Origin of the sequence: Brevundimonas sp. NPDC007368 (assembly GCF_042869015.1) — a bacterium.
Taxonomy (GTDB): Bacteria; Pseudomonadota; Alphaproteobacteria; order Caulobacterales; family Caulobacteraceae; genus Brevundimonas.
Genome location: NZ_JBIAFA010000004.1, coordinates 246,691 through 266,508, shown reverse-complemented (window position 1 = coordinate 266,508; position 19,818 = coordinate 246,691). Strand labels below are relative to the sequence as shown.

Annotated in this window: 25 protein-coding genes; 18 read left to right on the top strand and 7 right to left on the bottom strand. The window is 68.0% G+C overall.

Going from position 1 to position 19,818, the window contains the following annotated elements:
- Positions 1-64: 64 nt before the first annotated feature.
- A complete protein-coding gene (locus ACFYLW_RS10495; protein WP_312064239.1) occupies positions 65-811 on the bottom strand; it encodes a class I SAM-dependent methyltransferase in 747 nt (248 codons plus the stop codon).
- Positions 812-912: 101 nt separating this feature from the next.
- Between ACFYLW_RS10495 and ACFYLW_RS10490 the strand changes: the two genes are divergently transcribed.
- From ACFYLW_RS10490 to ACFYLW_RS10475, 4 genes are read left to right on the top strand one after another with little or no spacing between them, the layout of a single operon-like run.
- Positions 913-1,539 (top strand): hypothetical protein, encoded by a 627-nt coding sequence (locus ACFYLW_RS10490; protein WP_312064237.1) that lies wholly within the window; start codon positions 913-915, stop codon positions 1,537-1,539.
- Positions 1,539-1,853, top strand: coding sequence for a transcriptional regulator (locus tag ACFYLW_RS10485; protein WP_312064235.1), 315 nt, complete (start codon positions 1,539-1,541; stop codon positions 1,851-1,853). The genes ACFYLW_RS10490 and ACFYLW_RS10485 overlap by 1 nt, the downstream gene beginning before the upstream one ends.
- Before the next feature lie 33 nt (positions 1,854-1,886).
- Positions 1,887-2,663, top strand: coding sequence for a tyrosine-protein phosphatase (locus ACFYLW_RS10480; RefSeq protein WP_312064234.1), 777 nt, complete (start codon positions 1,887-1,889; stop codon positions 2,661-2,663).
- Positions 2,660-3,982 carry a chorismate-binding protein gene (locus ACFYLW_RS10475; RefSeq protein ID WP_312064233.1) on the top strand — a complete coding sequence of 441 codons (1,323 nt, stop codon included), beginning with the start codon at positions 2,660-2,662 and terminating at the stop codon, positions 3,980-3,982. The genes ACFYLW_RS10480 and ACFYLW_RS10475 overlap by 4 nt, the downstream gene beginning before the upstream one ends.
- Here the strand turns inward: ACFYLW_RS10475 and ACFYLW_RS10470 are convergent.
- Genes ACFYLW_RS10470 through ACFYLW_RS10460 form a run of 3 tightly spaced genes read right to left on the bottom strand, consistent with a single transcriptional unit; the run spans position 3,979 to position 5,486 of the window.
- Entirely contained in the window at positions 3,979-4,536 is a 558-nt protein-coding gene (locus ACFYLW_RS10470) for a TadE/TadG family type IV pilus assembly protein (RefSeq protein WP_292085236.1), read from the bottom strand. The two genes, ACFYLW_RS10475 and ACFYLW_RS10470, sit on opposite strands and share 4 nt — an antisense overlap.
- Entirely contained in the window at positions 4,533-5,081 is a 549-nt protein-coding gene (locus tag ACFYLW_RS10465) for a TadE/TadG family type IV pilus assembly protein (RefSeq protein WP_312064231.1), read from the bottom strand. Before ACFYLW_RS10465 ends, ACFYLW_RS10470 begins: the two co-directional genes overlap by 4 nt.
- A 3-nt stretch (positions 5,082-5,084) precedes the next feature.
- Positions 5,085-5,486 carry a pilus assembly protein N-terminal domain-containing protein gene (locus tag ACFYLW_RS10460; protein WP_312064230.1) on the bottom strand — a complete coding sequence of 134 codons (402 nt, stop codon included), beginning with the start codon at positions 5,484-5,486 and terminating at the stop codon, positions 5,085-5,087.
- A 285-nt stretch (positions 5,487-5,771) separates the two neighbouring features.
- Between ACFYLW_RS10460 and ACFYLW_RS10455 the strand changes: the two genes are divergently transcribed.
- The 9 genes from ACFYLW_RS10455 (at position 5,772) to ACFYLW_RS10415 (ending at position 15,030) form a co-directional block, all read left to right on the top strand.
- The gene (locus tag ACFYLW_RS10455; protein ID WP_312064228.1) at positions 5,772-5,954 is read left to right on the top strand and encodes a Flp family type IVb pilin; all 183 of its coding nucleotides are present in this window, start codon (positions 5,772-5,774) and stop codon (positions 5,952-5,954) included.
- Positions 5,955-6,086: 132 nt separating this feature from the next.
- Positions 6,087-6,599 carry a prepilin peptidase gene (locus ACFYLW_RS10450; RefSeq protein WP_312064227.1) on the top strand — a complete coding sequence of 171 codons (513 nt, stop codon included), beginning with the start codon at positions 6,087-6,089 and terminating at the stop codon, positions 6,597-6,599.
- Positions 6,600-6,706: 107 nt separating this feature from the next.
- Positions 6,707-7,660 carry a Flp pilus assembly protein CpaB gene (gene cpaB, locus ACFYLW_RS10445; RefSeq protein WP_312064226.1) on the top strand — a complete coding sequence of 318 codons (954 nt, stop codon included), beginning with the start codon at positions 6,707-6,709 and terminating at the stop codon, positions 7,658-7,660.
- A gap of 11 nt (positions 7,661-7,671) precedes the next feature.
- Positions 7,672-9,213, top strand: coding sequence for a type II and III secretion system protein family protein (locus ACFYLW_RS10440; RefSeq protein ID WP_312064225.1), 1,542 nt, complete (start codon positions 7,672-7,674; stop codon positions 9,211-9,213).
- 5 nt (positions 9,214-9,218) lie between these two features.
- Positions 9,219-9,911 (top strand): CpaD family pilus assembly protein, encoded by a 693-nt coding sequence (locus ACFYLW_RS10435; RefSeq protein ID WP_312064224.1) that lies wholly within the window; start codon positions 9,219-9,221, stop codon positions 9,909-9,911.
- 5 nt (positions 9,912-9,916) lie between these two features.
- Positions 9,917-11,470, top strand: a complete 1,554-nt coding sequence (locus ACFYLW_RS10430) for a pilus assembly protein CpaE (protein ID WP_292085246.1) — start codon at positions 9,917-9,919, stop codon at positions 11,468-11,470.
- Positions 11,471-11,474: 4 nt separating this feature from the next.
- Positions 11,475-13,049 carry a CpaF family protein gene (locus tag ACFYLW_RS10425; RefSeq protein ID WP_312064223.1) on the top strand — a complete coding sequence of 525 codons (1,575 nt, stop codon included), beginning with the start codon at positions 11,475-11,477 and terminating at the stop codon, positions 13,047-13,049.
- Between the two features lie 6 nt (positions 13,050-13,055).
- Entirely contained in the window at positions 13,056-14,030 is a 975-nt protein-coding gene (locus tag ACFYLW_RS10420; RefSeq protein ID WP_292085250.1) for a type II secretion system F family protein, read from the top strand.
- 13 nt (positions 14,031-14,043) lie between these two features.
- Entirely contained in the window at positions 14,044-15,030 is a 987-nt protein-coding gene (locus ACFYLW_RS10415; RefSeq protein WP_292085251.1) for a type II secretion system F family protein, read from the top strand.
- A 13-nt stretch (positions 15,031-15,043) separates the two neighbouring features.
- Here ACFYLW_RS10415 and ACFYLW_RS10410 read toward each other — a convergent pair whose 3' ends face one another.
- Both ACFYLW_RS10410 and ACFYLW_RS10405 read right to left on the bottom strand, forming a co-directional pair.
- On the bottom strand, positions 15,044-15,475 hold the full coding sequence (locus ACFYLW_RS10410; protein WP_292085254.1) for an SRPBCC domain-containing protein: 432 nt from the start codon (positions 15,473-15,475) through the stop codon (positions 15,044-15,046).
- Between the two features lie 28 nt (positions 15,476-15,503).
- On the bottom strand, positions 15,504-15,875 hold the full coding sequence (locus ACFYLW_RS10405; RefSeq protein ID WP_312064222.1) for a hypothetical protein: 372 nt from the start codon (positions 15,873-15,875) through the stop codon (positions 15,504-15,506).
- Between the two features lie 82 nt (positions 15,876-15,957).
- On the opposite strand from ACFYLW_RS10405, the gene ACFYLW_RS10400 reads away from it, so the two are divergent.
- The 5 genes from ACFYLW_RS10400 (at position 15,958) to uraH (ending at position 18,559) form a co-directional block, all read left to right on the top strand.
- Positions 15,958-17,271 carry an amidohydrolase gene (locus ACFYLW_RS10400; protein WP_312064221.1) on the top strand — a complete coding sequence of 438 codons (1,314 nt, stop codon included), beginning with the start codon at positions 15,958-15,960 and terminating at the stop codon, positions 17,269-17,271.
- A gap of 66 nt (positions 17,272-17,337) precedes the next feature.
- Positions 17,338-17,478, top strand: a complete 141-nt coding sequence (locus ACFYLW_RS10395; RefSeq protein ID WP_292085258.1) for a hypothetical protein — start codon at positions 17,338-17,340, stop codon at positions 17,476-17,478.
- Positions 17,479-17,507: 29 nt separating this feature from the next.
- On the top strand, positions 17,508-17,849 hold the full coding sequence (locus ACFYLW_RS10390) for a RidA family protein (protein WP_312064219.1): 342 nt from the start codon (positions 17,508-17,510) through the stop codon (positions 17,847-17,849).
- Positions 17,849-18,058: a hypothetical protein gene (locus ACFYLW_RS10385; RefSeq protein WP_292085260.1), complete on the top strand. Its 210-nt coding sequence runs from the start codon at positions 17,849-17,851 to the stop codon at positions 18,056-18,058. Before ACFYLW_RS10390 ends, ACFYLW_RS10385 begins: the two co-directional genes overlap by 1 nt.
- A 99-nt stretch (positions 18,059-18,157) precedes the next feature.
- On the top strand, positions 18,158-18,559 hold the full coding sequence (gene uraH, locus ACFYLW_RS10380) for a hydroxyisourate hydrolase (protein ID WP_312064218.1): 402 nt from the start codon (positions 18,158-18,160) through the stop codon (positions 18,557-18,559).
- A gap of 27 nt (positions 18,560-18,586) precedes the next feature.
- On the opposite strand, the gene dapE is transcribed toward uraH, so the two are convergent.
- Positions 18,587-19,774: a succinyl-diaminopimelate desuccinylase gene (dapE, locus tag ACFYLW_RS10375; RefSeq protein ID WP_312064216.1), complete on the bottom strand. Its 1,188-nt coding sequence runs from the start codon at positions 19,772-19,774 to the stop codon at positions 18,587-18,589.
- Positions 19,775-19,818: the final 44 nt, after the last annotated feature.

Genomic DNA, 19,818 nt, shown 5'->3' with positions numbered 1-19,818 from the left:
AAGAGTGGCGGTCTATTGATCAGGGCGCTCGGGGATTTCTCCGGGCGCCCTTTGCTTTGGCGCTTCAGTTCTTGCGGAACAGGTAGTGGGCGAAGCCGAGGTAGGGTTCGCCGAAGTCGAACATCATCTTGATGCGGTGCGCCGTGGCCGCCACCGAGGGGGCGTCGGCGTGGTCGGGGCAGGCGTCCAGCCAGTCGGCGATCGCCGTCTCCATGCCCGTGCGATAGGTCGCCCATTCGGCCTCGCCGCTGATCTCGGCCGAAACGACCTCGAGGCCCGCCTCGCGCGCGGCGGCCTGCCAGGCCTCGTGGCTGACGTAGTAGCCGCCGGTTTCGACCAGCTGGCGCAAGGGCGCGGGCGGCTCCTCCTTCCAGAACAGGTCGCCCCACAACAGGGCGCCGCCCGGCGTCAGATGCCGGCTCAGGGCGGCGAAGACGGCGGCGGGTTCGCGCACGCCCTTGCCCGCCGGTTCGGTCGAGCCGATGGCGACGATCAGATCGAACGGGGGCAGGGCGGCCAGCGCCGCCGCAGAGGTCTCGCGCCGCACGGCGACCCGCTCGGACAGTCCCGCCGCCTGGACCCGCGCCTCTGCGCCTTCGGCCATGACAGGATCCAGTTCGACGGCCGTGACGCGCGCGTCCATGGCGCGGGCCAGATGTATCGACACCTCGCCATAGGCGCAGCCGATGTCCATGACCGCCGCGCCGGGTTTGAGCCCGGCTCGACGCACGGTTGCTTCCAGCCGGTCGATCGACAGGGCGTTGCAGACGGACAGGGGCTGATAGGCGATGTGATGAAAGGCGACGCGCATGGCCAAGGCCTGCCATGCGTCGCGCGCCTCGTCCTAGAAAAAGAACTTTACAACATAAAGTTCTTGTCGCACTATCCATTCAACAGGCAGGGAGAAACGCCATGACCCGCGATCAAGTGCAGTCCGTCCACGACGACATCGCCTATATGAAGGCCCTGGCCCAGGAGGGGCGTCAGACGCCGCTCCTGGGTGGTCGAATTCTGATTTCGGCGGGTCTGATCTTCGGCCTGGCCTCGGTCGTGGCCTATGGCATCGACAGCGGAATTCTCGCCGTGCCGCCCGTCGCCTACGCGGTCCTGTGGGGCGGAGCCATGCTGGCCTTCTGTGCAGTTCTGATCTGGCAGATCCGCCAGACCGGCGGCAAGCCCGGCGCCCAGTCGGCGGCCAATCGCGCCTCGGGCGCCGGCTGGATGGGCGTCGGCCTCGGCGTCTTCGTCATGTCGTTGTCGATGGCCGTCATCGGCTGGAAGACGCAGAGCGCGATTCCCTCGCTGATCTTCCCATCGCTCATCTTCGCCCTCTACGGCTCGGGCTGGGCCGTGTCGGCGACCATGAGCGACCAGAAGTGGCAGTGGAAGCTGGCCATTGGCTGCTGGATCGCGGCGCCCCTGATCGCCTTCCTGACGGGCAGCCCGCTGATGTGGCTGGGCTATGCGGCGGGCCTGTTCCTGTTCGCCCTCGTTCCCGGCGTCCTGCTGGTGCGTCAGGAACCCTCGGAGGTGATCTGATGGCGACAGATACGGTTGACGCCTTTGACATCGGCCGCATCGACGAGGTCATCCATGGGCGGGTGCGTCTGGGGATCATGGCCTATCTGTCTGGCGTCGGGACGGCGGACTTCAACGAGTTGAAGGCCCGCCTGCAGACCACGGACGGCAATCTGTCGGTGCACCTGCGCAAGCTGGAGGAGGCGGGCTTCGTCGAGGTGGCCAAGACCTTTCAGGGTCGCAAGCCTCTGACACGCGCGACCATGACCGAGTCGGGCCGCGACGCCTTCGTCGCCTATCTGGACGCTATGTCCGGTCTGGTCGGCGCCCGTTAGCCTTGGCGCGTGAATAGTCCTAGGAAGGCGGTCATGAGCGACCGCCTTTCGCCGTTTCAGGCCATCGACAATTTCCGCGACTATGGCGGCTACGCTGTCGGCGACGGCCGGATTGCGTCTGGGCGTCTCTATCGTTCGGCCCATCAGGCGCGGGCGACCGAGGCCGATCTGGCGCGGCTGGCCGAACTGAACCTGGCGGTCGTCGTGGATCTGCGCCGCCCCAGCGAGCGTCGCGAACAGCCGTCGCGGCGACCGGCCGATTGGGCCGGGCGGGTGATCGAGAGCGTCCACGACGACGGCGGCGAGGCCCCCCACATCACCTTCCTGAAGAGCGCCGATCTGACCGAGGCCTCGGGCCGCGCCTTCATGACCGACACCTATCGTCGCCTGCCGTTCGAGGCGGCGCATGTGGACCTGTTCGCCCGCTACTTCCGCGCCCTGGCCGAGGTCGGGGGGCCGGTTCTGATCCACTGCGCGGCGGGCAAGGACCGGACCGGCCTTCTGGCGGCCCTGACCCACAGCCTGCTGGGGGTTTCGCGCGACGATCTCATCAGCGACTATCTGCTGACCAATGTCGCCGTCGATCTGGAAGGCCGGGCCGAGGGGATCGCCAGGAAGCTGACCGAGATGACGGGGCGTCCGGCCTCGCACGGGGCCGTGGTCGCCTTCCTCGGCGTCGAGGCCGACTATCTGGACGGCGCCTTCGCCGAGATTACGGCGCGGCATGGGTCGATCGAGGGCTATCTGGAGCAGGCTCTGGGCGTGGACGCCGCCCTGGCCGAGCGCATCCGGGCGCGGCTGACGGCATGAGCCTGCCGGTGGTCCATATCGCGTGGCTGGACTGGTGCGAGCCTCTGGCCGTGGCGGCGGCGCTGAACCGGCGTGAGGGCGCGCTGGCGCTTCTGGCCGGGGCGGGCGACCCTTCGGCGCACGGCGGGCGCTGGTCCTTCGTCGCCTGCGAGCCGGACCGGGTGTTCGTGGGTGCGGTTGGCGAGTCAGCGCCGTTCGAAGCCCTGCGCGACCGCGATTTCGCGGGCGGCGGCGTAGTCGGACTGATGAGCTATGACGCGGGGGCGCGCCCGGCGACGGGGGCGCGGGCCGAAGTCTGGCCGGACCTGATGCTGGCCCGCTATCCGGCCCTGCTGGCGTTCGACCATATGGCGGGAGAGGTCCTGGCGGTGGGCCGCGGCGCGGATGAGGCCGAGGCGGAGGTTCAGGCGCGGCGAGCGGCCGACTGGCGAAGCGAAGCGGTCGAACTCTCGATGCCGTCTGCGCCCGCTGCCGCCTTCGCCGGCGAGGCGTCACCCGAAGCCTATGAGGCCGCCGTGGCCGACGTCGTGGGCCGCATCGCGGCGGGTGAGCTGTTTCAGGCCAATATCGCTCGCGCCTGGGGAGGGCGGCTGGAGGCCGGGCGCGATCCCTTCGATGTCTTTGTGCGCCTGTCGGCCGAGCGGGGCGCGGCCTATGGCGCCTTCTGGCGGCTGGGGAGGCGGGCCCTGGTGTCCAACTCGCCGGAACTGTTCCTGACCTTCGATCCCGCGTCAGGCCGGATCGAGACCCGGCCGATCAAGGGCACGCGGCCGCGCCACGCCGATCCTGCGCGCGACGCCGACCTGGCCGCCGAACTGGTCGCCAGCGCCAAGGACCGGGCCGAGAATCTGATGATCGTCGACCTGATGCGCAACGACCTGGCGCGGGCCGCGGTCCCCGGTTCTGTGCGGGTCGAGCGGCTGTTCGAGGTCGAGAACCATCCGACCGTGCATCACTTGGTCTCGACGGTCACGGCGACTGCACGGCCCGGCGTTGGCGTCGCCGAGGTGGTGGAGGCGACCTTTCCGCCCGGCTCGATCACCGGAGCCCCCAAGCATCAGGCCATGAAGGTGATCGCGGGCCACGAGGCGCCGCGTGGGCCGTGGTGCGGCTCCCTGTTCGGTCTGGGCCTGGCGGGGGACGGCGTCCTGACCGCCTCGGTGCTGATCCGCACCGCGTCGTTCGAGCGGGAGGCGGACGCTTGGCGTTTCCGCGCCCTGGCAGGCGCCGGCATCGTCGCCGATAGCAATCCTCGCGCCGAGCGCGAGGAGACCGAGGCCAAGATTAGCGCGCTCCGGGACGCCCTGATCGGCGGCTAGCAGTCAGTGCAGGCGATCCGGTCCTGGGTCCGCGGGCGCAGATAGTAGCTGCGCTTGAAATCGATCGGATGCTTGATGACCTGAGCGAAGGCCGAGGTGTACTTGAACTCGGTCTCGCCGAGGATCAGGCTTTCGCCGCGTTCGATCAGGCCGGGCGGCAGATCGCTCACCGTCGAGTTCTTGGTAAGGGCGACCAGGGCTTTGTCATTGCCCCGGCTCCAGTCGATGCGGGCCACGCCGTTGGCGTCCATGGTCACGCTGGACACGCGGATGGACAGGTCGGCGGCCGAGAAGGGGCGCATGATCATGTCACCGATAGCGAAGACGCTGGTCAGATCCTTCGTCGAGGTCTCGTCGGCCTGCGCCACCAGGTCGGCCACGATGGAGGCCGTGTGGCTGGCGCGACGATTGGCCATGTATCCCTGGCAGATCTCGATCAGGCCGAAGTAGATCACCAGCATGACCGGTGCGATCAGCGCGAACTCGATGGCCGAGACGCCGCGGCGATCGCGCCAGAAGCGCAGCAAGGCGCCGGACCGAAGGCGCGGGCTCATTGATAGGGCTCGTTGCGGAAGGCCAGGGAGGTCGTCAGATAGACCTTGTGGTCGCTGGTTCTCGACAGGGCCTGGGCGATGAAGGGGGTGGCGATCGGTTGCTGGTACCAGATGCGCACCAGGATGCGGTCGCCGGGGCCGCCGGGCTGATAGACCAGCTTGCTCTGGTCGAACACGCCTGAGGCCAGCGGGTCGGGGGCGATGGGGTCGCTGAAACTATCCACCACCTGGACGTCGATGAAGGATCGCGTCGGGCAGTCGGCGGCGAAGACGCTCATGTTTTCGCACAGCCTCCGCTTGATGTCTTCGGCCGTCAGCGTCTGCTGCTGGGCCTGGCCAGTGCGCACCAGGCGGCCGGCGTCGGACACCGCGGTCTCCACAACGGCGTCCAGCAGCAGCAGCAGCCCGATCTCGAGGATGCCGAAAAGCAGGAGAAAGAAGGGCAGGGCGATCATGGCGAATTCGACCGCCGTGGAGCCCTCGCGCGCGCGCTTGCGACGACGCGGCGGCGACAGGCGGCTCGAACGAGAAGACGGCCCTGCCATGGATCAGGGCGCCGGGGCGGCCCGGACGCTGGGCGAGCAACTGGCGCCGCAAGCCATTTCCGTCGCCTGGGCTCCGCGCCAGACGCGAACCGAGCCGGAGGAGCCGGCGCTCACCACCACCTGGCTCTGGAACAGGGGGCGGCCCAGGGCGTCGACGGCGACGATCTCGGTCACGCCGTAGCCCTTTCCGGTGATGAACAGGGTGTTGGCGTCCACCACGGTGACGTCGGCGATCTTGGGGTTGGCCACGATCACCGAACCGGCCGGCGCCCGCAGTTGCACGCGCGTGGCGTGGTCGATCTCGACGTTCAGCGGGCGCGCCTGGGCCTGAGCGGCGGTGACGGCGGTGAGCGCGAGCAGCGCGGAGGCCGAGCCGACGACGAGCCTCTTGAAGGTGCTGGGCATGGGCGGCGGCTCCGACTGAAAAGAATGGGCGCGCGCGGGCGCTGAGCGTGAAATTTCACCTCGAAAGATCAAGAAATCCTGAATGTGAGGGTGAGGCGGGCAAACTCTTCTAAATCTATAGTAAACAGACCAGTAACCATCAAATAATCCGAGATGCCTGGGTCGTTTTACTCGGCCTTAATGATCGTCGGCGCATTGTCGTCATGCAAACGGGGGTCAAGCGGGCAAAGCCGGTGACCCTGGTGGTGGAACTGTTGCTCGCTTAGACAAAGAAGGAAGACAATCATGCGTAACTTCATCAAGAACTTCGCCAACGACGAATCGGGCGCCACGGCCATTGAATACGGCCTGATCGCTGCTCTGATCGCCGTCGCCATCATCGCTGCTGTCGGCACCCTGGGCGGCAAGCTCAAGGGCACGTTCGAAGCCGTGAACGACGAGATCGGTGCGGCTGAAGGCGCTCAGTAATCGCATTCTTCTGGCCTGACATCAGGCTTGAGGGGCAGGGGCCGGAACGGAAACGTTCCGGCCTTTTCCTTGTCCAGGGTGTCGCTATCGGCGGCAACGGGACCTTAAAGGTTCCCGCGCAGTGTGGACGGCATGACTGAACTCTCTCTCGTTTTGCTGGGCGTCATGCCGGTGCTGGTGATCGTCGCCGGTCTCCACGACCTGACGACCATGAAGATCCCGAACTGGATCTCGGGGGTGTTGATCCTCGGCTTCTTCCCGGCGGCCCTGGTCTTGGGTCTTTCGCTGACGCAGTTGGCGACGGCTTTGGCCGTCGGCTTCGTCGCCCTGTTGATCGGCATGGGCATGTTCGCCCTGCGCTGGGTCGGCGGGGGCGACGCCAAGCTGATGGCGGCGGCCAGCCTCTGGTTCGGCTATTCGGGCGCGGGACCTTTTGTTCTTTACACCGCCTTGGTCGGCGGCGGTTTCTGTCTGATGCTGTTGCTGGCGCGCGCCCGGCTTCAGGTCTTCGCCCTGAACGGGCCTGGTTGGGTCGCCCGGCTGATGCAGCCCAAGGGGGACATCCCCTATGGCGTGGCCATAGCCGCCGGCGCCCTGCTGGCCTATCCGTCCAGCCCCCTGGTGCGCGCCTTCATCGGCGGCTGATGCGGCGTCGGGCCGCTTAGGGGCGCGTTAACCGACGGGCCTCATTGTCGTTAACGGCAGAGGGCGAAGATCTGAATCAACGTCGCCGCGCCTGCCGGAGACCGTCGATGAAGCCCGCCAAAATCGCCGTCATCTGTATAGCCGCCCTCGCGGCCATCGGCCTGGCCCTGGTCGTGCGAGCCATGGGCTCGTCGGGCAAGCCGACCGCGACCGCCGTCGCTGCCGTCGAGGCCCCGCCCATGGCCAAGGTCCTGGTCGCCGCCAAGGACCTGGAGCCTGGCCGCCGCCTGACCGACGCCGACCTGGCGTGGAAGGACTGGCCCGTCGCCGAGGTCAATCCCGTCTTCATCACGGACGGCAGCGTGCCGGTTCCCGCCGCGCCGCCCGCCGAAGGCGAGGCCAAGGCCCCGGCCAAGGCGGACGACGCCAAGCCCGCCAGGGCTGAAGGCGCCGCCGCCCGCGTGACCCGCGCCGCGACCGACCTGGCCACCGGCGGCGCCAAGGCAGACTTCATAGGCTCCGTCGTCCGCGAACCCATTCTGGCCGGAGAGCCCATTGTCGCCCGCAAGATCGTGCGGGCCGGCGACAGCGGCTATATGGCGGCCTATCTTGAGCCGGGCATGAGGGCCATGGCCATTCGCGTCACGGTCGAGACCGCCGCGGGCGGCTTCATCCTGCCGGGCGACCGGGCCGACGTGCTGCTGACCCGCGAGGTCAAGCTGCCGAGCGGAGCCGCCGGAGGGGAAACCTCGAAATTCGTCGCGGCCACCGTGATGCAGAACGTCAAGGTCCTGGCCATCGATCAGGCCACGCGCGCCGCCGAGGACGCCCAGGCTGTGGTCGGCGCCACCGCGACCCTCGAGGTCAGCGCGCGGGACGCCGAGGTTCTGGCCCTGGCCAAGTCCGAAGGCGAACTGTCGCTGGTGCTGCGCTCCTACGCCGACACCGCGGGACCGTCGGGCCGCGTCGCCGGCGCAACGAGTCGAGGAAACGCCGCCGCTTCGGGCGGCGTCGTGCGCGTCTATCGCGAGGGCCAGGCCGAAGCGGTCGCCGTCCCATGAGGAAACCCGGCATGAATCGTTTGATCGCGGCGGCCTGCGCCTCCCTGATCGTCCTGGGCGGGGCCGCTTCGGCGCCCCTGGCCCAGACCCGCGCCGCCGTCTCGACGGGGGCGGGGCCGCAAATGGTGAACCTGCCGCGCGGCACCTCCTTCGCGGTGGACCTCCCGGCGGACGCGCGCGACGTGATCGTGTCGAACCCGCAGGTGGCCGAGGCCATGCTGCATTCGCCGCGCCGCATCACCGTGATCGGCGTGGCGGCGGGCGAGACCGACGCCGTCTTCCTCGATGCCACGGGGCGCACCATCCTCGCTTTGAGGGTGCGCGTCGACGCCGGGACCAGCGCGCTGCAGGACACGCTGAGCCGGGTCTCGCCGGGATCGAACGTCCGCGCTGAAGCCGTCAACGACAGCATCATCCTCACGGGCACCGCCGCCAGCCCGGCGGAAGCCCAGCGCGCCGCCCAGGTGGCCCGCGCCTTCGTCTCGGCGCCGGAGAAGGTGGTCAACATGATCAGCGTGGCCGGCTCTGACCAGGTGACGCTGAAGGTTCGTGTGGTCGAGGTGCAGCGCAGCGCGGTCAAGCAACTGGGCTTCGACACCCAGGCGGTGATCGGCCGGATCGGCGACACCCAGTGGCTGCTGGGCAACGCCGCCACCTGGGGCGTCAACGGCGAACTGCTGGGCGGGATCACCGGCGGCGTGTCGCGGGACACCACCAAGAACTATCAGATGCAGATGCCCTGCGGCCCTGGCTGGCCGGCGGACGCCATGTGCCCCACGACGGTGAACGGCGGCGCTCCGGGCGATCCGTCGAACTGGGACACCGCCCAGCCGGGCACCGGCCCTGGCTCCGACGGGCTTAACAAGGGCAACGCCACGATCAAGGCCTTCGAGCGCGTGGGTCTGGTGCGCACCCTGGCCGAGCCGAACCTGACGTCAGTCAACGGCGAGGCCGCCAGCTTCCTGGCCGGCGGCGAGTTCCCGATCCCCGCCGGGCGGGACAAGGAAGGCCAGATCACGGTCGAGTACAAACCCTATGGCGTGGGCCTGTCGTTCCGCCCCGTCGTCCTGACCGGCGGCCGCATCTCGCTGCAGGTCAAGGTCGAGGTGTCCGAGCTGACGCCGCAGGGCGGTCTGACCATCGGCGCCGGCACGGCGTCGTCGATCAGCCTGCCGGGCCTGTCGGTCCGCCGGAGCGAGAACACCATCGAAATTCCGTCCGGCGGCTCGATGATGATCGCCGGCCTGCTGCAGGAATCGACGCGTCAGACAGTGGACTCGCTGCCGGGCATGACCAACCTGCCGGTCCTGGGCTCGCTATTCCGTTCGCGCGACTATCTGATGGGAGAGACCGAACTGGTGGTGATCGTCGAACCCTATATCGTCAGCCCCACTTCGCCGGGCCGGATGCAGACGCCGGCCGACGGCCTGCGCATCGCCCAGGACGCCGAAACCATCTTCTTTGGTCAGCTGAACCAGGCCTACGGGTCGCCGGCTCCCACCGCCCAGGCGGGTGCGGGGTGGCGGGGTCCTGTCGGCTATGTGATCGAGTGAGCGCCATGACCCGAACCGCCAAATCCCTCGTCACCCTGTCGACTACCCTGGCCTTCGGCGGCCTGTTGCTGGCGAGCTGCGCGGGCGGTCCCGCCAGCCTGGGCGGCGAGGCCCCGCTGACGCCGACCTCGCGATACAGCCTGCAGGTCGAGCCGGGCCTGGACCGTATCGCCCTGGCCGTGCACGAGACCGGGCTGTCCGGCGCCCAGCAGGCCGCGCTGGCCGATTTGGTGGCGCGCTTCGCCGTCGAAGGCGCGTCGGCTCTTGTGGTCGAAGCTCCGGCCGGAGGCGATCCCGTCGCCCAGCAAGCGGCGTGGAACGTCAAGGCGGGGCTGGTGGCCGCCGGCGCGCCGGACCACATGATCCGCGTCGTCAGCTATGCCGGACCCGATCCTCGGGCGCCGATCCTGGCCGGGTTCGAGACCGTGCGCGCCGCTGTGCCGCAATGCGGAACCCAGTGGGGCAGCCTGACCCGCACCGGCGACAATCAGTCGGCCGCGAACTTCGGGTGCGCGGTTACCGCCAATCTGGCGGCTCAGATCGCCGATCCTCGCGACATCGTTTCGCCGAGGGCCATAACCCCCGCCGACGCTCAGCGCCGCGCCGTGGTGTTCGATCAGTACGTCAAGGGCGAGCCCACTGCGGCCGGTCGCGAAGAACTGGTCATGGGAACGCGTGTTTCCCGCGCTGTGGAGTGATGCAGATGACCAAGCCCTTCGCCGCACAGGATTTCGATTCGCTGGACGCGTTCGAGATGGATGACGAGTTCGTCGATGCCGTCGCGGCGACGCCGGTCGAGTCCTTGCCGTTCGCGCCCCAGTTCGACGTGGTCGAGCCGTCTGCGGACGCAGCGGCTTCCTATAATCCCGTCGGCCAACTGGTGGCCGAGACGGAGACGGCGGCGGCCGCTGTGGTCGTGGCGTCGGCGTCGCAGGTTTCTCTGGAAGAAGCGGCCGTTCCGGTCGCGCCCTCGTCCCCTGTTCTGGCGACCTATGAGCCGTCCAGCCTGTCGATCGCATCGGGCGCCTCGGTCGAGGTGTCGATCCCGCGCATCGCCGTTCACGTCTTCGCGGAGCGTCAAGACACCCTGGCTTCGGCAGAGCGCGCGGGACAGGACCGCCGCATGTCGCGGGCCACGACCCAGATCCGGGTCGGCGGCGTGGGCGCCGCCATCGAAGCCTACCGGTCGGAGCCAACCCCGCCGCTGATCGTCGTCGAAAGCATGAAGGATGCCCAGACCCTGCTCTGGGAGATCGACCAGCTGGCCGAGGTCTGCGACGCGGGCACCAAGGTGGTGATCATCGGCGCCACCAACGACATCCTTCTGTTCCGCGAGCTGATGCGGCGCGGCGTCAGCGAGTATCTGGTCGCGCCGGTCCAGCCGCTGCAGCTGATCTCGGCCATCGGCGGCCTGTTCGCTGACCCGGCCCAGCCCTTCGTCGGGCGCTCGATCGCCTTCGTCGGCGCGCGTGGCGGGGCCGGGGCCTCGGCCGTGGCTCACAACACCGCCTACGCCATGAGCGAGCGGATCGGCGTCAACACCGTCATCGTCGACTACGACCTGCCGTTCGGCACCGCCGGCCTGGACTTCAATCAGGATCCGCTTGGCGGGGTGGCCGACGCCTTGAGCCAGCCGGACCGTCTGGACGCCACCTTGCTGGACCGGATGATGGTCCGCTGCACGGACAAGCTGAGCCTGTTCGCGGCCCCCGCCACTCTGGACGCTGACTGGGATATTCAGCCGGACGCCTTCGAGGAGGTGACCACGCGGATCCGTTCGACCGCGCCCTTCGTGGTGCTGGACCTGCCGCACCTGTGGTCGGGCTGGATGCGCAAGACCCTGATCTCGGCCGACGAGGTGGTGATCGTGGCGACGCCCGATCTGGCGAGCCTGCGCAACGCCAAGAACATGATCGACCTGATCAAGCAGGGCCGTCCCAATGACGCCCCTCCGCGTCTGGTGCTGAACCAGGTCGGCGTGCCGGGACGTCCCGAGATCCCGGCCAAGGACTTCGGCTCGGCCCTGGGCATCCATCCCAGCCTGATCATTCCCTTTGACGCCAAGGTGTTCGGCGCGGCCGCCAACAACGGTCAGATGATCGTTGAGGCCGGCGCCAAGACCAAGTCGGCGGAGGCCTTCGAAACCCTGGCTCAGATTGTGTCTCGGCGCGAACTGCCGACCTCGCCCGTCAAGGGCGGGGCGCCGGCCAAGAAGGGCGGCTCTCTGCTCGCCTCTCTGTTCAGCAAGAAGCGCTGAGGCCATGTTCGGCAAGCGCACCGCCCAGCCCGGCGTCGCGGTCGCCCCGCGACCCGTGCCGGCTCCCCAGCCGGCGGCGGCGGTTACGCGCCCGCTCGAGCCGGTCGACGGATTTTCGCTTGAAGAACTGGAAGCGCCTGCGCGCGCTGCGCCTGAAAGCGGTGATCGGCTGGACGCCCTGGCCGCCCGCCCGCAGCCCGCGCCCGCCGCGCCCGCGCCAGGCGGCCCGGTCAAGGGGCCGCGCGCGACGGCCGGTCTGGAACAGCTGAAGAAGGCCCAGGCGGTCGCCGAGATCGTCCGCGAGCAGTCCGACTATTATCACGCCACGAAGACGACCATCTTCAACGCGTTGATGAACACCATCGACCTGTCCCAACTGGCCCAGCTGGACCAGAAGACGGCGTCCGAGGAAATCCGCGACATCGTCGCCGAACTGGTGGCGATCAAGAACGTCTCCATGTCGGTGGCCGAGCAGGAGCACCTGGTCCAGGACATCGTCAACGACGTCCTCGGCTACGGCCCGCTGGAGCCTTTGCTGGCGCGCGACGACATCGCCGACATCATGGTCAACGGCGCCGGGCGGGTCTTCATCGAAGTCGGCGGCAAGGTGCAACTGACCAACGTCCGCTTCCGCGACAACACCCAGCTGATGAACATCTGCCAGAGGATCGTGTCGCAGGTCGGCCGTCGCGTCGATGAATCCAGCCCCATCTGCGACGCCCGCCTGCCCGACGGGTCGCGCGTCAACGTCATCGCCCCGCCGCTGGCCATCGACGGCCCCACGCTGACGATCCGTAAGTTCAAGAAAGACAAGCTGACGATGAAGAACCTGGTGGAGTACGCCTCCATCAGCCCCGAGGGCGCGCGTGTCCTGGGCGTCATCGGCGCGGCGCGATGCAACCTGGTCATCTCGGGCGGTACGGGTTCCGGCAAGACGACCCTGCTCAACACCCTGACGGCCTTCATCGACCCGACCGAGCGCGTCATCACCTGCGAGGACGCCGCCGAGCTTCAACTGCAGCAGCCCCACGTCGTGCGTCTGGAAACCCGTCCGCCCAACCTGGAGGGTCAGGGCCAGATCACCATGCGGGATCTGGTCAAGAACTGTCTGCGGATGCGTCCCGAACGCATCATCGTCGGCGAGGTGCGCGGCCCGGAGGCCTTTGACCTGCTGCAGGCCATGAACACCGGCCACGACGGCTCGATGGGCACGCTTCACGCCAACTCGCCCCGCGAAGCCATCAGCCGTATGGAGTCCATGATCACCATGGGCGGCTACGGTCTGCCGTCCAAGACCATCCGCGAGATGATCGTCGGCTCGGTCGACGTCATCATCCAGGCGGCGCGTCTGCGCGACGGCTCGCGCCGCATCACCCACATCACCGAGGTGGTGGGCCTGGAAGGCGACGTCATCGTGACCCAGGACCTGTTCGTCTATGAGATCACGGGCGAGGACGCTCACGGCAAGATCACCGGCCGTCACCGTTCGACCGGCATCGCCCGTCCGCGTTTCTGGGACCGCGCGCGCTATTACGGGCTGGAGCGCGAACTGGCCGAAGCCCTGGACGCGGCGGAGTAGGGCCTGATGCTTCCCATTCTCGCGGCGTTCCTCGCCTTCATCACCATCGGCGGCGTGGGCTGGGTTCTTGTCAGCGGGGACGATACGTCGGCCCAGGCGGTCAAGCGCGCCAAGTCCATCGGCGCGGCCAAGGCTGAACCGGCCGGCAAGCGCGCCGCCGTGGTCAACACGCCCGAGGCGCGCCGCAAGCAGATCATGCAGCAGCTGCAGGAGGTTGATCGGCGCGACCGCAAGGCGCGCATGACCCTGAGCGCCAAGCTCAAGCAGGCCGACCTGCCGATCAGCCTGCGCACCTTCATCATCATCAGCGTGGTCCTGGGCGTCATCGGCGCCGCCGCGGCCTTCGTGCTCGGCCTCAATCCCCTGCTGGCCCTGGGCGTCGGCGTGGCCATGGGGCTGGGCATGCCGCGCTGGGTCGTGAGCATGAGGGGCAAGAAGCGGATGAAGCAGTTCTCGCTCGCCTTCGCCGACGCCGTCGACATCCTGGTGCGCGGCATCAAGACCGGCCTGCCCGTCCACGACTGCTTCAAGATCATCGCGCGCGAGAGCCCGCAGCCCCTGGCTGGAGAGTTCCAGCTTCTGGTCGAAGGGCTGGGCGTCGGGATGACGCTGAGTGAGGCGCTGGACAAGATGTTCGAGCGCATGCCGGTTCCTGAACTGAAGTTCTTCGCCATCGTCATCGCCATCCAGCAGAAGAGCGGCGGCAACCTGGCCGAGGCGCTCGGCAACCTGACGTCGGTGCTTCGGGCGCGGCGGATGATGGGCGAAAAGATCAAGGCCATGTCGTCTGAAGCCATCGCCTCGGCCGGCATCATCGGCTCCCTGCCGCCGGTGGTCATGATCCTCGTGATGATCTCCAGCCCGGCCTACATGATGCTGCTGTTCACCGACATGCGCGGCCAGGCGATGCTTCTGGGGGCGGGGCTCTGGATGGGCTGCGGCATCTTCATGATGAAGCGCATGATCTCGTTCAAGTTCTGAGGGGGAGGACGCCGTGGACAGCTTTTTGCGATTTATCACCGACCCTCAGAACCTGCTGAGCATCGGCGTGGGCGTCGCCGTCTTCGCCAGCGTTCTGACGCTGCTGAGTTCCTTCACGGGGGGCGCGCGTCTGGACAAGCGCATGAAGGCGGTGGGCGAGCGCCGCGAGGAGCTGAAGCGCCGTTCGCGGCAGGCCATGAAGGGCGGCGCCGGCAGCCCGGCCACGCTGCGTCACTCGGATGAAGGCTTCAAGAAGCGCGTCGTCGACCGTCTGAACCTGACCCAGCTGCTGGAAGACCCCAAGGTCGCCGAGAACATGATCCAGGCGGGGTTCCGTGGGCCCCGTCCTCTGACCACCTTCTACTTCTTCCGCTTCGCCACGCCCTTTATCTTTATGGTGCTGACGGGCCTCTACCTGTTCGTGGTCAACGACTTCGGCATGACCCTGACGCTAAAGCTCTGCGTCCTGGTGTTCGCAGCGGCGGCGGGCTTCTACGCCCCGAACATCTATGTCCAGAACCGCATCGCGTCACGGCGTCAGTCGATTGTGGCGGCCTTCCCCGACTCCCTCGACCTGCTGCTGATCTGCGTGGAGTCGGGCATGTCCATCGAGGCGGCGATTCAGAAGGTCAGCCAGGAGGTCGGCGGCCAGTCGATCGAACTGGCCGAGGAACTCAGCCTCTTGTCGGCCGAGCTTTCCTATCTGCCCGACCGGCGCATGGCCTATGAGGGGATGGCCAAGCGGACCAATCATCCCGGCATCCGCGCCGTCGCCACGGCCATGACCCAGGCCGAGACCTATGGCACGCCGCTGGGCTCCGCCCTGCGGGTGATGGCCAAGGAAAATCGCGAACTGCGTCTGGCCGCCGCAGAGAAAAAGGCCGCCGCCCTGCCGGCCAAACTGACCGTGCCGATGATCGTCTTCTTCCTGCCCGTGCTGTTCGTGGTCATCCTGGGACCGGCGATCATCAACATTCAGGACATGATGAAGGGCGGCTGAGCCGCCCGCGTCTTCATCCCTCGGCGGCGCGCTTGAGCGCTTCGGCGATGTCCTCATAGGCGCCGCGGATCAGCTTGCGGTGCTTGTCGTGGAACAGTTCGCCGCGCAGGCCCGAGAAGATCACGCCGTTGGCGACGATGCAGTTGCCGCGCTCCAACTCCTCGATCTCATAGTAGCGGATGGCGTTGAACATGAAGCCGCGCTTCTCGGCCCAGACCAGTTGGGCGTAGGGCTGCCAGTCGCCGAGGCGGGCCTGGACCTGGCGTTCCGCCATGCCGGGCAGGGCCTCGGTCAGGCTGATGCCGGCGCCAAAGGCCAGGGCGCCGGCGACCCCGGTCTCATAGGGGTTCCAGCTATGCCAGTTTTCGAGATCGCTGAGGATCTCCCAGATGCGGTCCGACGGCGCGTTCACGCCGATACGCTTCTCGATACGGGTCGTGTCCATGATCTGCCTCTGACACGGCTTTTCGACTTTAGGAAGTCGTCTCGGCGGCGGGCGCGGGCACGGGCGGCTTGAGGCGGCGTCCGTCGTCCAGACCCAGCCGCGCCTTGACCTCGAACAGGTCGGCCCCGGCGGGCACGATCAGCAGTTCCTCGGGGCGGCGGGCGTTGACGGCCACGACCGCGTTCTTGGGGCAGACATCGAAGCAGTCGGCGCCGACCACGGCGAGATCCGCCTTGCGACCCTTGCCAGCGTGCAGATAGCGCCGCAGGGCCTTTTTCAGGGTCTTGTCGCCATCGGGCCCGAAGCCGCCCTCCAGCTTCTTCGAGCATTTGCGACACACCAGAACCACCTCGTTCCAGCGGGTTTTCGACACCTTGAAGGTTTTGGGCGTCTTGCTCATGGCCCGAAGATCGGTGTTCGCGACGGCTTGCACAAGCGGGGTTCGCCCGCGCAACATGATCTTCACAAAAGGGGAGCCCGCCATGACCGTCCGCCCATGCTTGAGCCTGTCCGCCGTCCTGGTCCTCCTGTCGGCGGGCGCCGCCGCCGCTCAGGTCCCGCAGGCGACGGTTTCGGCGGCGGTGGATCGGGTTATGCCCGAGGTCGTGGCCTGGCGGCGCGACCTGCATCAGCATCCTGAACTGGGCTTCGCCGAGACGCGCACCGCCGGCGTGGTCGCCGACCACCTGCGGTCGCTGGGGATGGAGGTCCGCACCGGGGTCGGCAAGACGGGCGTGGTCGGCGTGCTGCGCGGGGCGCGCCCCGGCCGCACGGTGGCGCTGCGCGCCGACATGGACGCCCTGCCGGTCAAGGAGGCGACGGGGCTGGCCTTCGCCTCGACCGCCACGGGAACCTACATGGGCGAAACCGTGCCGGTGGCCCATGCCTGCGGCCATGACGCCCACGTCGCCATGCTCATGGGAGCCGCCGAGGTTCTGGCCGGCATGAAGGACCAGATCAGCGGCACGGTCGTCTTCATCTTCCAGCCGGCCGAGGAAGGCGCGCCTCCGGGCGAGCCTCTGGGCGGGGCCGCCCTGATGATCCAGGAGGGCGCGCTGAAGGACCCGGCGCCCGAGGCCATTTTCGGCCTTCATGTTGTGCCCGGCGTTCCGGGGACCATCTTCTATCGACCGCAGGGCTTCATGGCGGCCTCGGATCGGGTCGACATCGTCCTGCACGGCAAGCAGACGCACGGGGCCTGGCCGTGGAAGGGCGTCGACGTGATCGCCGCGGCGGCCAACGTCATTCAGACGGTCAACACCCTGACGGCGCGCACCATCGATCCGACCACGACGCCGACGGTCTTCACCATCGCGACGATGGACGCGGGCGTGCGCTACAACATCATCCCCGACCGTGCGACGCTGAGCGGCACCTTGCGCACCTTCGATGTCGCCCAGCGCGACACCCTGGTGGCCAGGGCCGAGGCGGCCATCGACTACGTGGCCGAAGCCTACGGCGCGACCGCCGACTTTTCCGTTCGGCAGAATGCGGCTCTGGTCTTCAACGACGAGGCGCTCTCGGCCTGGCTGGCGCCGGTGCTGGAGGAGGCTGCGGGGGTCGGCAAGGTCAATCCCGCCACGCCCGCGACCACGGTGGCCGAGGACTTCAGCTACTTCCAGCGCGCGGTTCCCGGCGTCTTCTACCACCTGGGCGGCAGCCCGGACGGCGTTGATCCGGCGACAGCGGCGCCCAATCACTCGCCGGAGTTCGACGTCAATGAGAAGGTGTTGCCGCTGGGCGTGAAGGCCCACGTCTTCAGCGCGCTCCGCTTCCTGGAGCGGCAACAAAACTGATTGTTTCTGTTTATCAAGGGGTAAGCATGGCCGGAGCATCCTCGGGCGTCTGACGAGGAAAAGCCGATGTCGCGCCTGCCGGTCAAACTGCCGCCCGCCGCCAATCAGCCCGCACGCGGCCGACCGCGCGACCTCGTCTTCTTCTGCATCGCCTTTGCGGCGGTCTTCCTCGCGGCCCTTCTGGTGATGGAGATGATGCTGGGTTAAGCCGGTGGCCTGATTTCAGGAGCCTCCCCATGATCACTCGCATCCAGCCCGGCGCCCGCATGAGCGAGGCCGTCATCCACGGCAACACCGTCTATCTGGCCGGCCAGGTCGGCGAGCCGGGCGACGACGTCACGGCCCAGACCAAAACGACCCTGGCCGAGATCGACGCCCTGCTGGCCCAGGCCGGCACCGACAAGTCCAAGATCCTGATGGCCACCATCTGGCTGGCCGACATCGCCGACTTCGAGGCCATGAACGCTGTCTGGGACGCCTGGGTCGATCCGGCCAATCCGCCGGCCCGCGCCACCAGCGAAGGTAAGCTGGCCTCGCCCGAGTATCTGGTCGAGATCATCGTCGTGGCGGCGGTCTGATGGCCCTCGACAAGGACAGCGAACTGGAGCGCTTCAAGGCGACGCGCGTGACCGCCCTGTACCGCCTCGATCTGATCGAGAAGGGCGCGCAACTGACCTATGAGGACGGCACGCCCGTCGACATGGCCTCGGAAAAGCAGCGCCTGAAGGATCAGGTCGCCGACATGGACCGCCGCATCGCGCGTCTGGAGGCGGCGGGCGAAGCCTGATCTTCGCAGATTGATGAAATGTGGGGCGCGACCCATCCGTCGCCGTCTTTCGCGCGAATAAGGCCGCGCTACTGCATTTCACTTTCAGGAGTTCGTCCGATGAACCTTCGCACCCTCGCCGTCGCGGCGCTCGCCCTGTCCGCCTGCGCCTTCCCCGCCGCGGCCGAGACGATCTCGACCCACGTGCTGGACCTGGCGCGCGGCGTCGGCGGTCGGGACGTCCCGGTCACCCTGCAGATCAAATCGACCGACGGCGGCTGGCGCGATCTGGCGACCAGCCGCACCGACGAGAACGGCCGGGTCCGCTCGTTCGGCGACGCGATCAAGACCGAGGCGGCGACCTATCGTCTGGTGTTCGACATGTCGCGTTACGGCGAGCCGACGACGCCGCCCTTCTTCCCGGAGATCGACGTGGTCTTCCAGGTGGTCGATCCCAGCGTCCACTATCACGTGCCGGTGGTGGTCAGCCCCTACGGCTACAGCACCTATCGCGGCAACTAAGGCCTCGGCGGTGTTCGGACGCCCTGATCAGAGGCGTTCGAACACCGTGGTGATGACGGCCTGGTAGGCGTCGGCCAGGGCGCGCAGTTCGGCCTCGGGCACGCGCTCGTCCACCTGGTGCATGGTCTGGCCGACCAGACCCAGCTCCAGCACCGGGCACAGGGCGCGGATGAAGCGGGCGTCGGAGGTGCCGCCGGTGGTCGAGGCCTCGGGGCGGCGGCCCAGGGTCGCCTCCACCGCGTCCTGCACCGCCGTGACGAAGACGCCCGGCTCGGTCAGGAAGGCCTCGCCCGAGCACATGTGCTCCAGCTCGATGCGCAGGCCGGTCTCGGCCTGAACGGCGCCCGCCTCGCGGTTCAGCCAGTCGATCAGCCCGTCGCCGGTGTGGGTCGGGTTGAAGCGGATGTTCAGCCGCGCCTTCGCCTCGGCCGGGATGATGTTGGTCGCCGGATTGCCCACGTCGATGGTGGTGATTTCCAGGTTCGACGGCGGGAACTCCGGGTATCCCTCATCCAGAACGTGGGCGTCCAGCCGGGCCAGCAGTTTGGCAATGACCGGGGCCGGATTGGCGGCGCGGTCGGGATAGGCGACGTGGCCCTGCTTGCCGTGGACGGTGATCCAGGTGTTGAGCGAGCCGCGCCGCCCGACCTTGATCATGTCGCCCAGGTGGTGGGCCGAGGAGGGTTCGCCGACCACGCAGGCGTCGATGACCTCGCCCTCGGCGGCCAGGGCCTCGACCACCCGCTTGGTGCCGTGCAGGGCCGGGCCTTCCTCGTCGCCGGTGATCAGGAAGGAGAGGGAGCCGGGGACGTCGCCGTCTGTCAGCACGCGCGAGACGGCGGCGACCCAAGAGGCGATGCCGCCCTTCATGTCCACGGCGCCGCGGCCGTAGAGGATGCCGTCGCGGGTCTCGCCCTCGAACGGGGCGGCGCTCCAGGCGGCGACGTCGCCCGTCGGCACCACGTCGGTGTGCCCCGCAAAGCAGAGATTGGGCGAGGCCGCGCCGCGTCGGGCGTAAAGGTTCTCGATGCGGGCGTCGTGACCCACGCCGGTCGGGCCCTCGAACACCATGCGGCGGCAGGTGAAGCCCAGGCCGGTCAGGGTGCGTTCCAGCACGTCCATCGCCCCCTCGTCGGCGGGGGTGACGGAGGGGATGCGGATCAGGTCGCGGGTCAGTTCGACAGGATCAATGACGGAATGTGATGCGGCGCTCATGGGCTCTATGCTTTAGGCATAACCCGCATCCGCGAGAAGGCCCG

What these genes read in the sequence shown, in the direction of transcription:
- ACFYLW_RS10495 (WP_312064239.1), bottom strand. Translation starts at nt 811, where the DNA reads ATGCGCGTCGCCTTTCATCACATCGCCTATCAGCCCCTGTCCGTCTGC.
- ACFYLW_RS10490 (WP_312064237.1), top strand. Translation starts at nt 913, where the DNA reads ATGACCCGCGATCAAGTGCAGTCCGTCCACGACGACATCGCCTATATG.
- ACFYLW_RS10485 (WP_312064235.1), top strand. Translation starts at nt 1,539, where the DNA reads ATGGCGACAGATACGGTTGACGCCTTTGACATCGGCCGCATCGACGAG.
- ACFYLW_RS10480 (WP_312064234.1), top strand. Translation starts at nt 1,887, where the DNA reads ATGAGCGACCGCCTTTCGCCGTTTCAGGCCATCGACAATTTCCGCGAC.
- ACFYLW_RS10475 (WP_312064233.1), top strand. Translation starts at nt 2,660, where the DNA reads ATGAGCCTGCCGGTGGTCCATATCGCGTGGCTGGACTGGTGCGAGCCT.
- ACFYLW_RS10470 (WP_292085236.1), bottom strand. Translation starts at nt 4,536, where the DNA reads ATGAGCCCGCGCCTTCGGTCCGGCGCCTTGCTGCGCTTCTGGCGCGAT.
- ACFYLW_RS10465 (WP_312064231.1), bottom strand. Translation starts at nt 5,081, where the DNA reads ATGGCAGGGCCGTCTTCTCGTTCGAGCCGCCTGTCGCCGCCGCGTCGT.
- ACFYLW_RS10460 (WP_312064230.1), bottom strand. Translation starts at nt 5,486, where the DNA reads ATGCCCAGCACCTTCAAGAGGCTCGTCGTCGGCTCGGCCTCCGCGCTG.
- ACFYLW_RS10455 (WP_312064228.1), top strand. Translation starts at nt 5,772, where the DNA reads ATGCGTAACTTCATCAAGAACTTCGCCAACGACGAATCGGGCGCCACG.
- ACFYLW_RS10450 (WP_312064227.1), top strand. Translation starts at nt 6,087, where the DNA reads ATGACTGAACTCTCTCTCGTTTTGCTGGGCGTCATGCCGGTGCTGGTG.
- cpaB (WP_312064226.1), top strand. Translation starts at nt 6,707, where the DNA reads ATGAAGCCCGCCAAAATCGCCGTCATCTGTATAGCCGCCCTCGCGGCC.
- ACFYLW_RS10440 (WP_312064225.1), top strand. Translation starts at nt 7,672, where the DNA reads ATGAATCGTTTGATCGCGGCGGCCTGCGCCTCCCTGATCGTCCTGGGC.
- ACFYLW_RS10435 (WP_312064224.1), top strand. Translation starts at nt 9,219, where the DNA reads ATGACCCGAACCGCCAAATCCCTCGTCACCCTGTCGACTACCCTGGCC.
- ACFYLW_RS10430 (WP_292085246.1), top strand. Translation starts at nt 9,917, where the DNA reads ATGACCAAGCCCTTCGCCGCACAGGATTTCGATTCGCTGGACGCGTTC.
- ACFYLW_RS10425 (WP_312064223.1), top strand. Translation starts at nt 11,475, where the DNA reads ATGTTCGGCAAGCGCACCGCCCAGCCCGGCGTCGCGGTCGCCCCGCGA.
- ACFYLW_RS10420 (WP_292085250.1), top strand. Translation starts at nt 13,056, where the DNA reads ATGCTTCCCATTCTCGCGGCGTTCCTCGCCTTCATCACCATCGGCGGC.
- ACFYLW_RS10410 (WP_292085254.1), bottom strand. Translation starts at nt 15,475, where the DNA reads ATGGACACGACCCGTATCGAGAAGCGTATCGGCGTGAACGCGCCGTCG.
- ACFYLW_RS10405 (WP_312064222.1), bottom strand. Translation starts at nt 15,875, where the DNA reads ATGAGCAAGACGCCCAAAACCTTCAAGGTGTCGAAAACCCGCTGGAAC.
- ACFYLW_RS10400 (WP_312064221.1), top strand. Translation starts at nt 15,958, where the DNA reads ATGACCGTCCGCCCATGCTTGAGCCTGTCCGCCGTCCTGGTCCTCCTG.
- ACFYLW_RS10395 (WP_292085258.1), top strand. Translation starts at nt 17,338, where the DNA reads ATGTCGCGCCTGCCGGTCAAACTGCCGCCCGCCGCCAATCAGCCCGCA.
- ACFYLW_RS10390 (WP_312064219.1), top strand. Translation starts at nt 17,508, where the DNA reads ATGATCACTCGCATCCAGCCCGGCGCCCGCATGAGCGAGGCCGTCATC.
- ACFYLW_RS10385 (WP_292085260.1), top strand. Translation starts at nt 17,849, where the DNA reads ATGGCCCTCGACAAGGACAGCGAACTGGAGCGCTTCAAGGCGACGCGC.
- uraH (WP_312064218.1), top strand. Translation starts at nt 18,158, where the DNA reads ATGAACCTTCGCACCCTCGCCGTCGCGGCGCTCGCCCTGTCCGCCTGC.
- dapE (WP_312064216.1), bottom strand. Translation starts at nt 19,774, where the DNA reads ATGAGCGCCGCATCACATTCCGTCATTGATCCTGTCGAACTGACCCGC.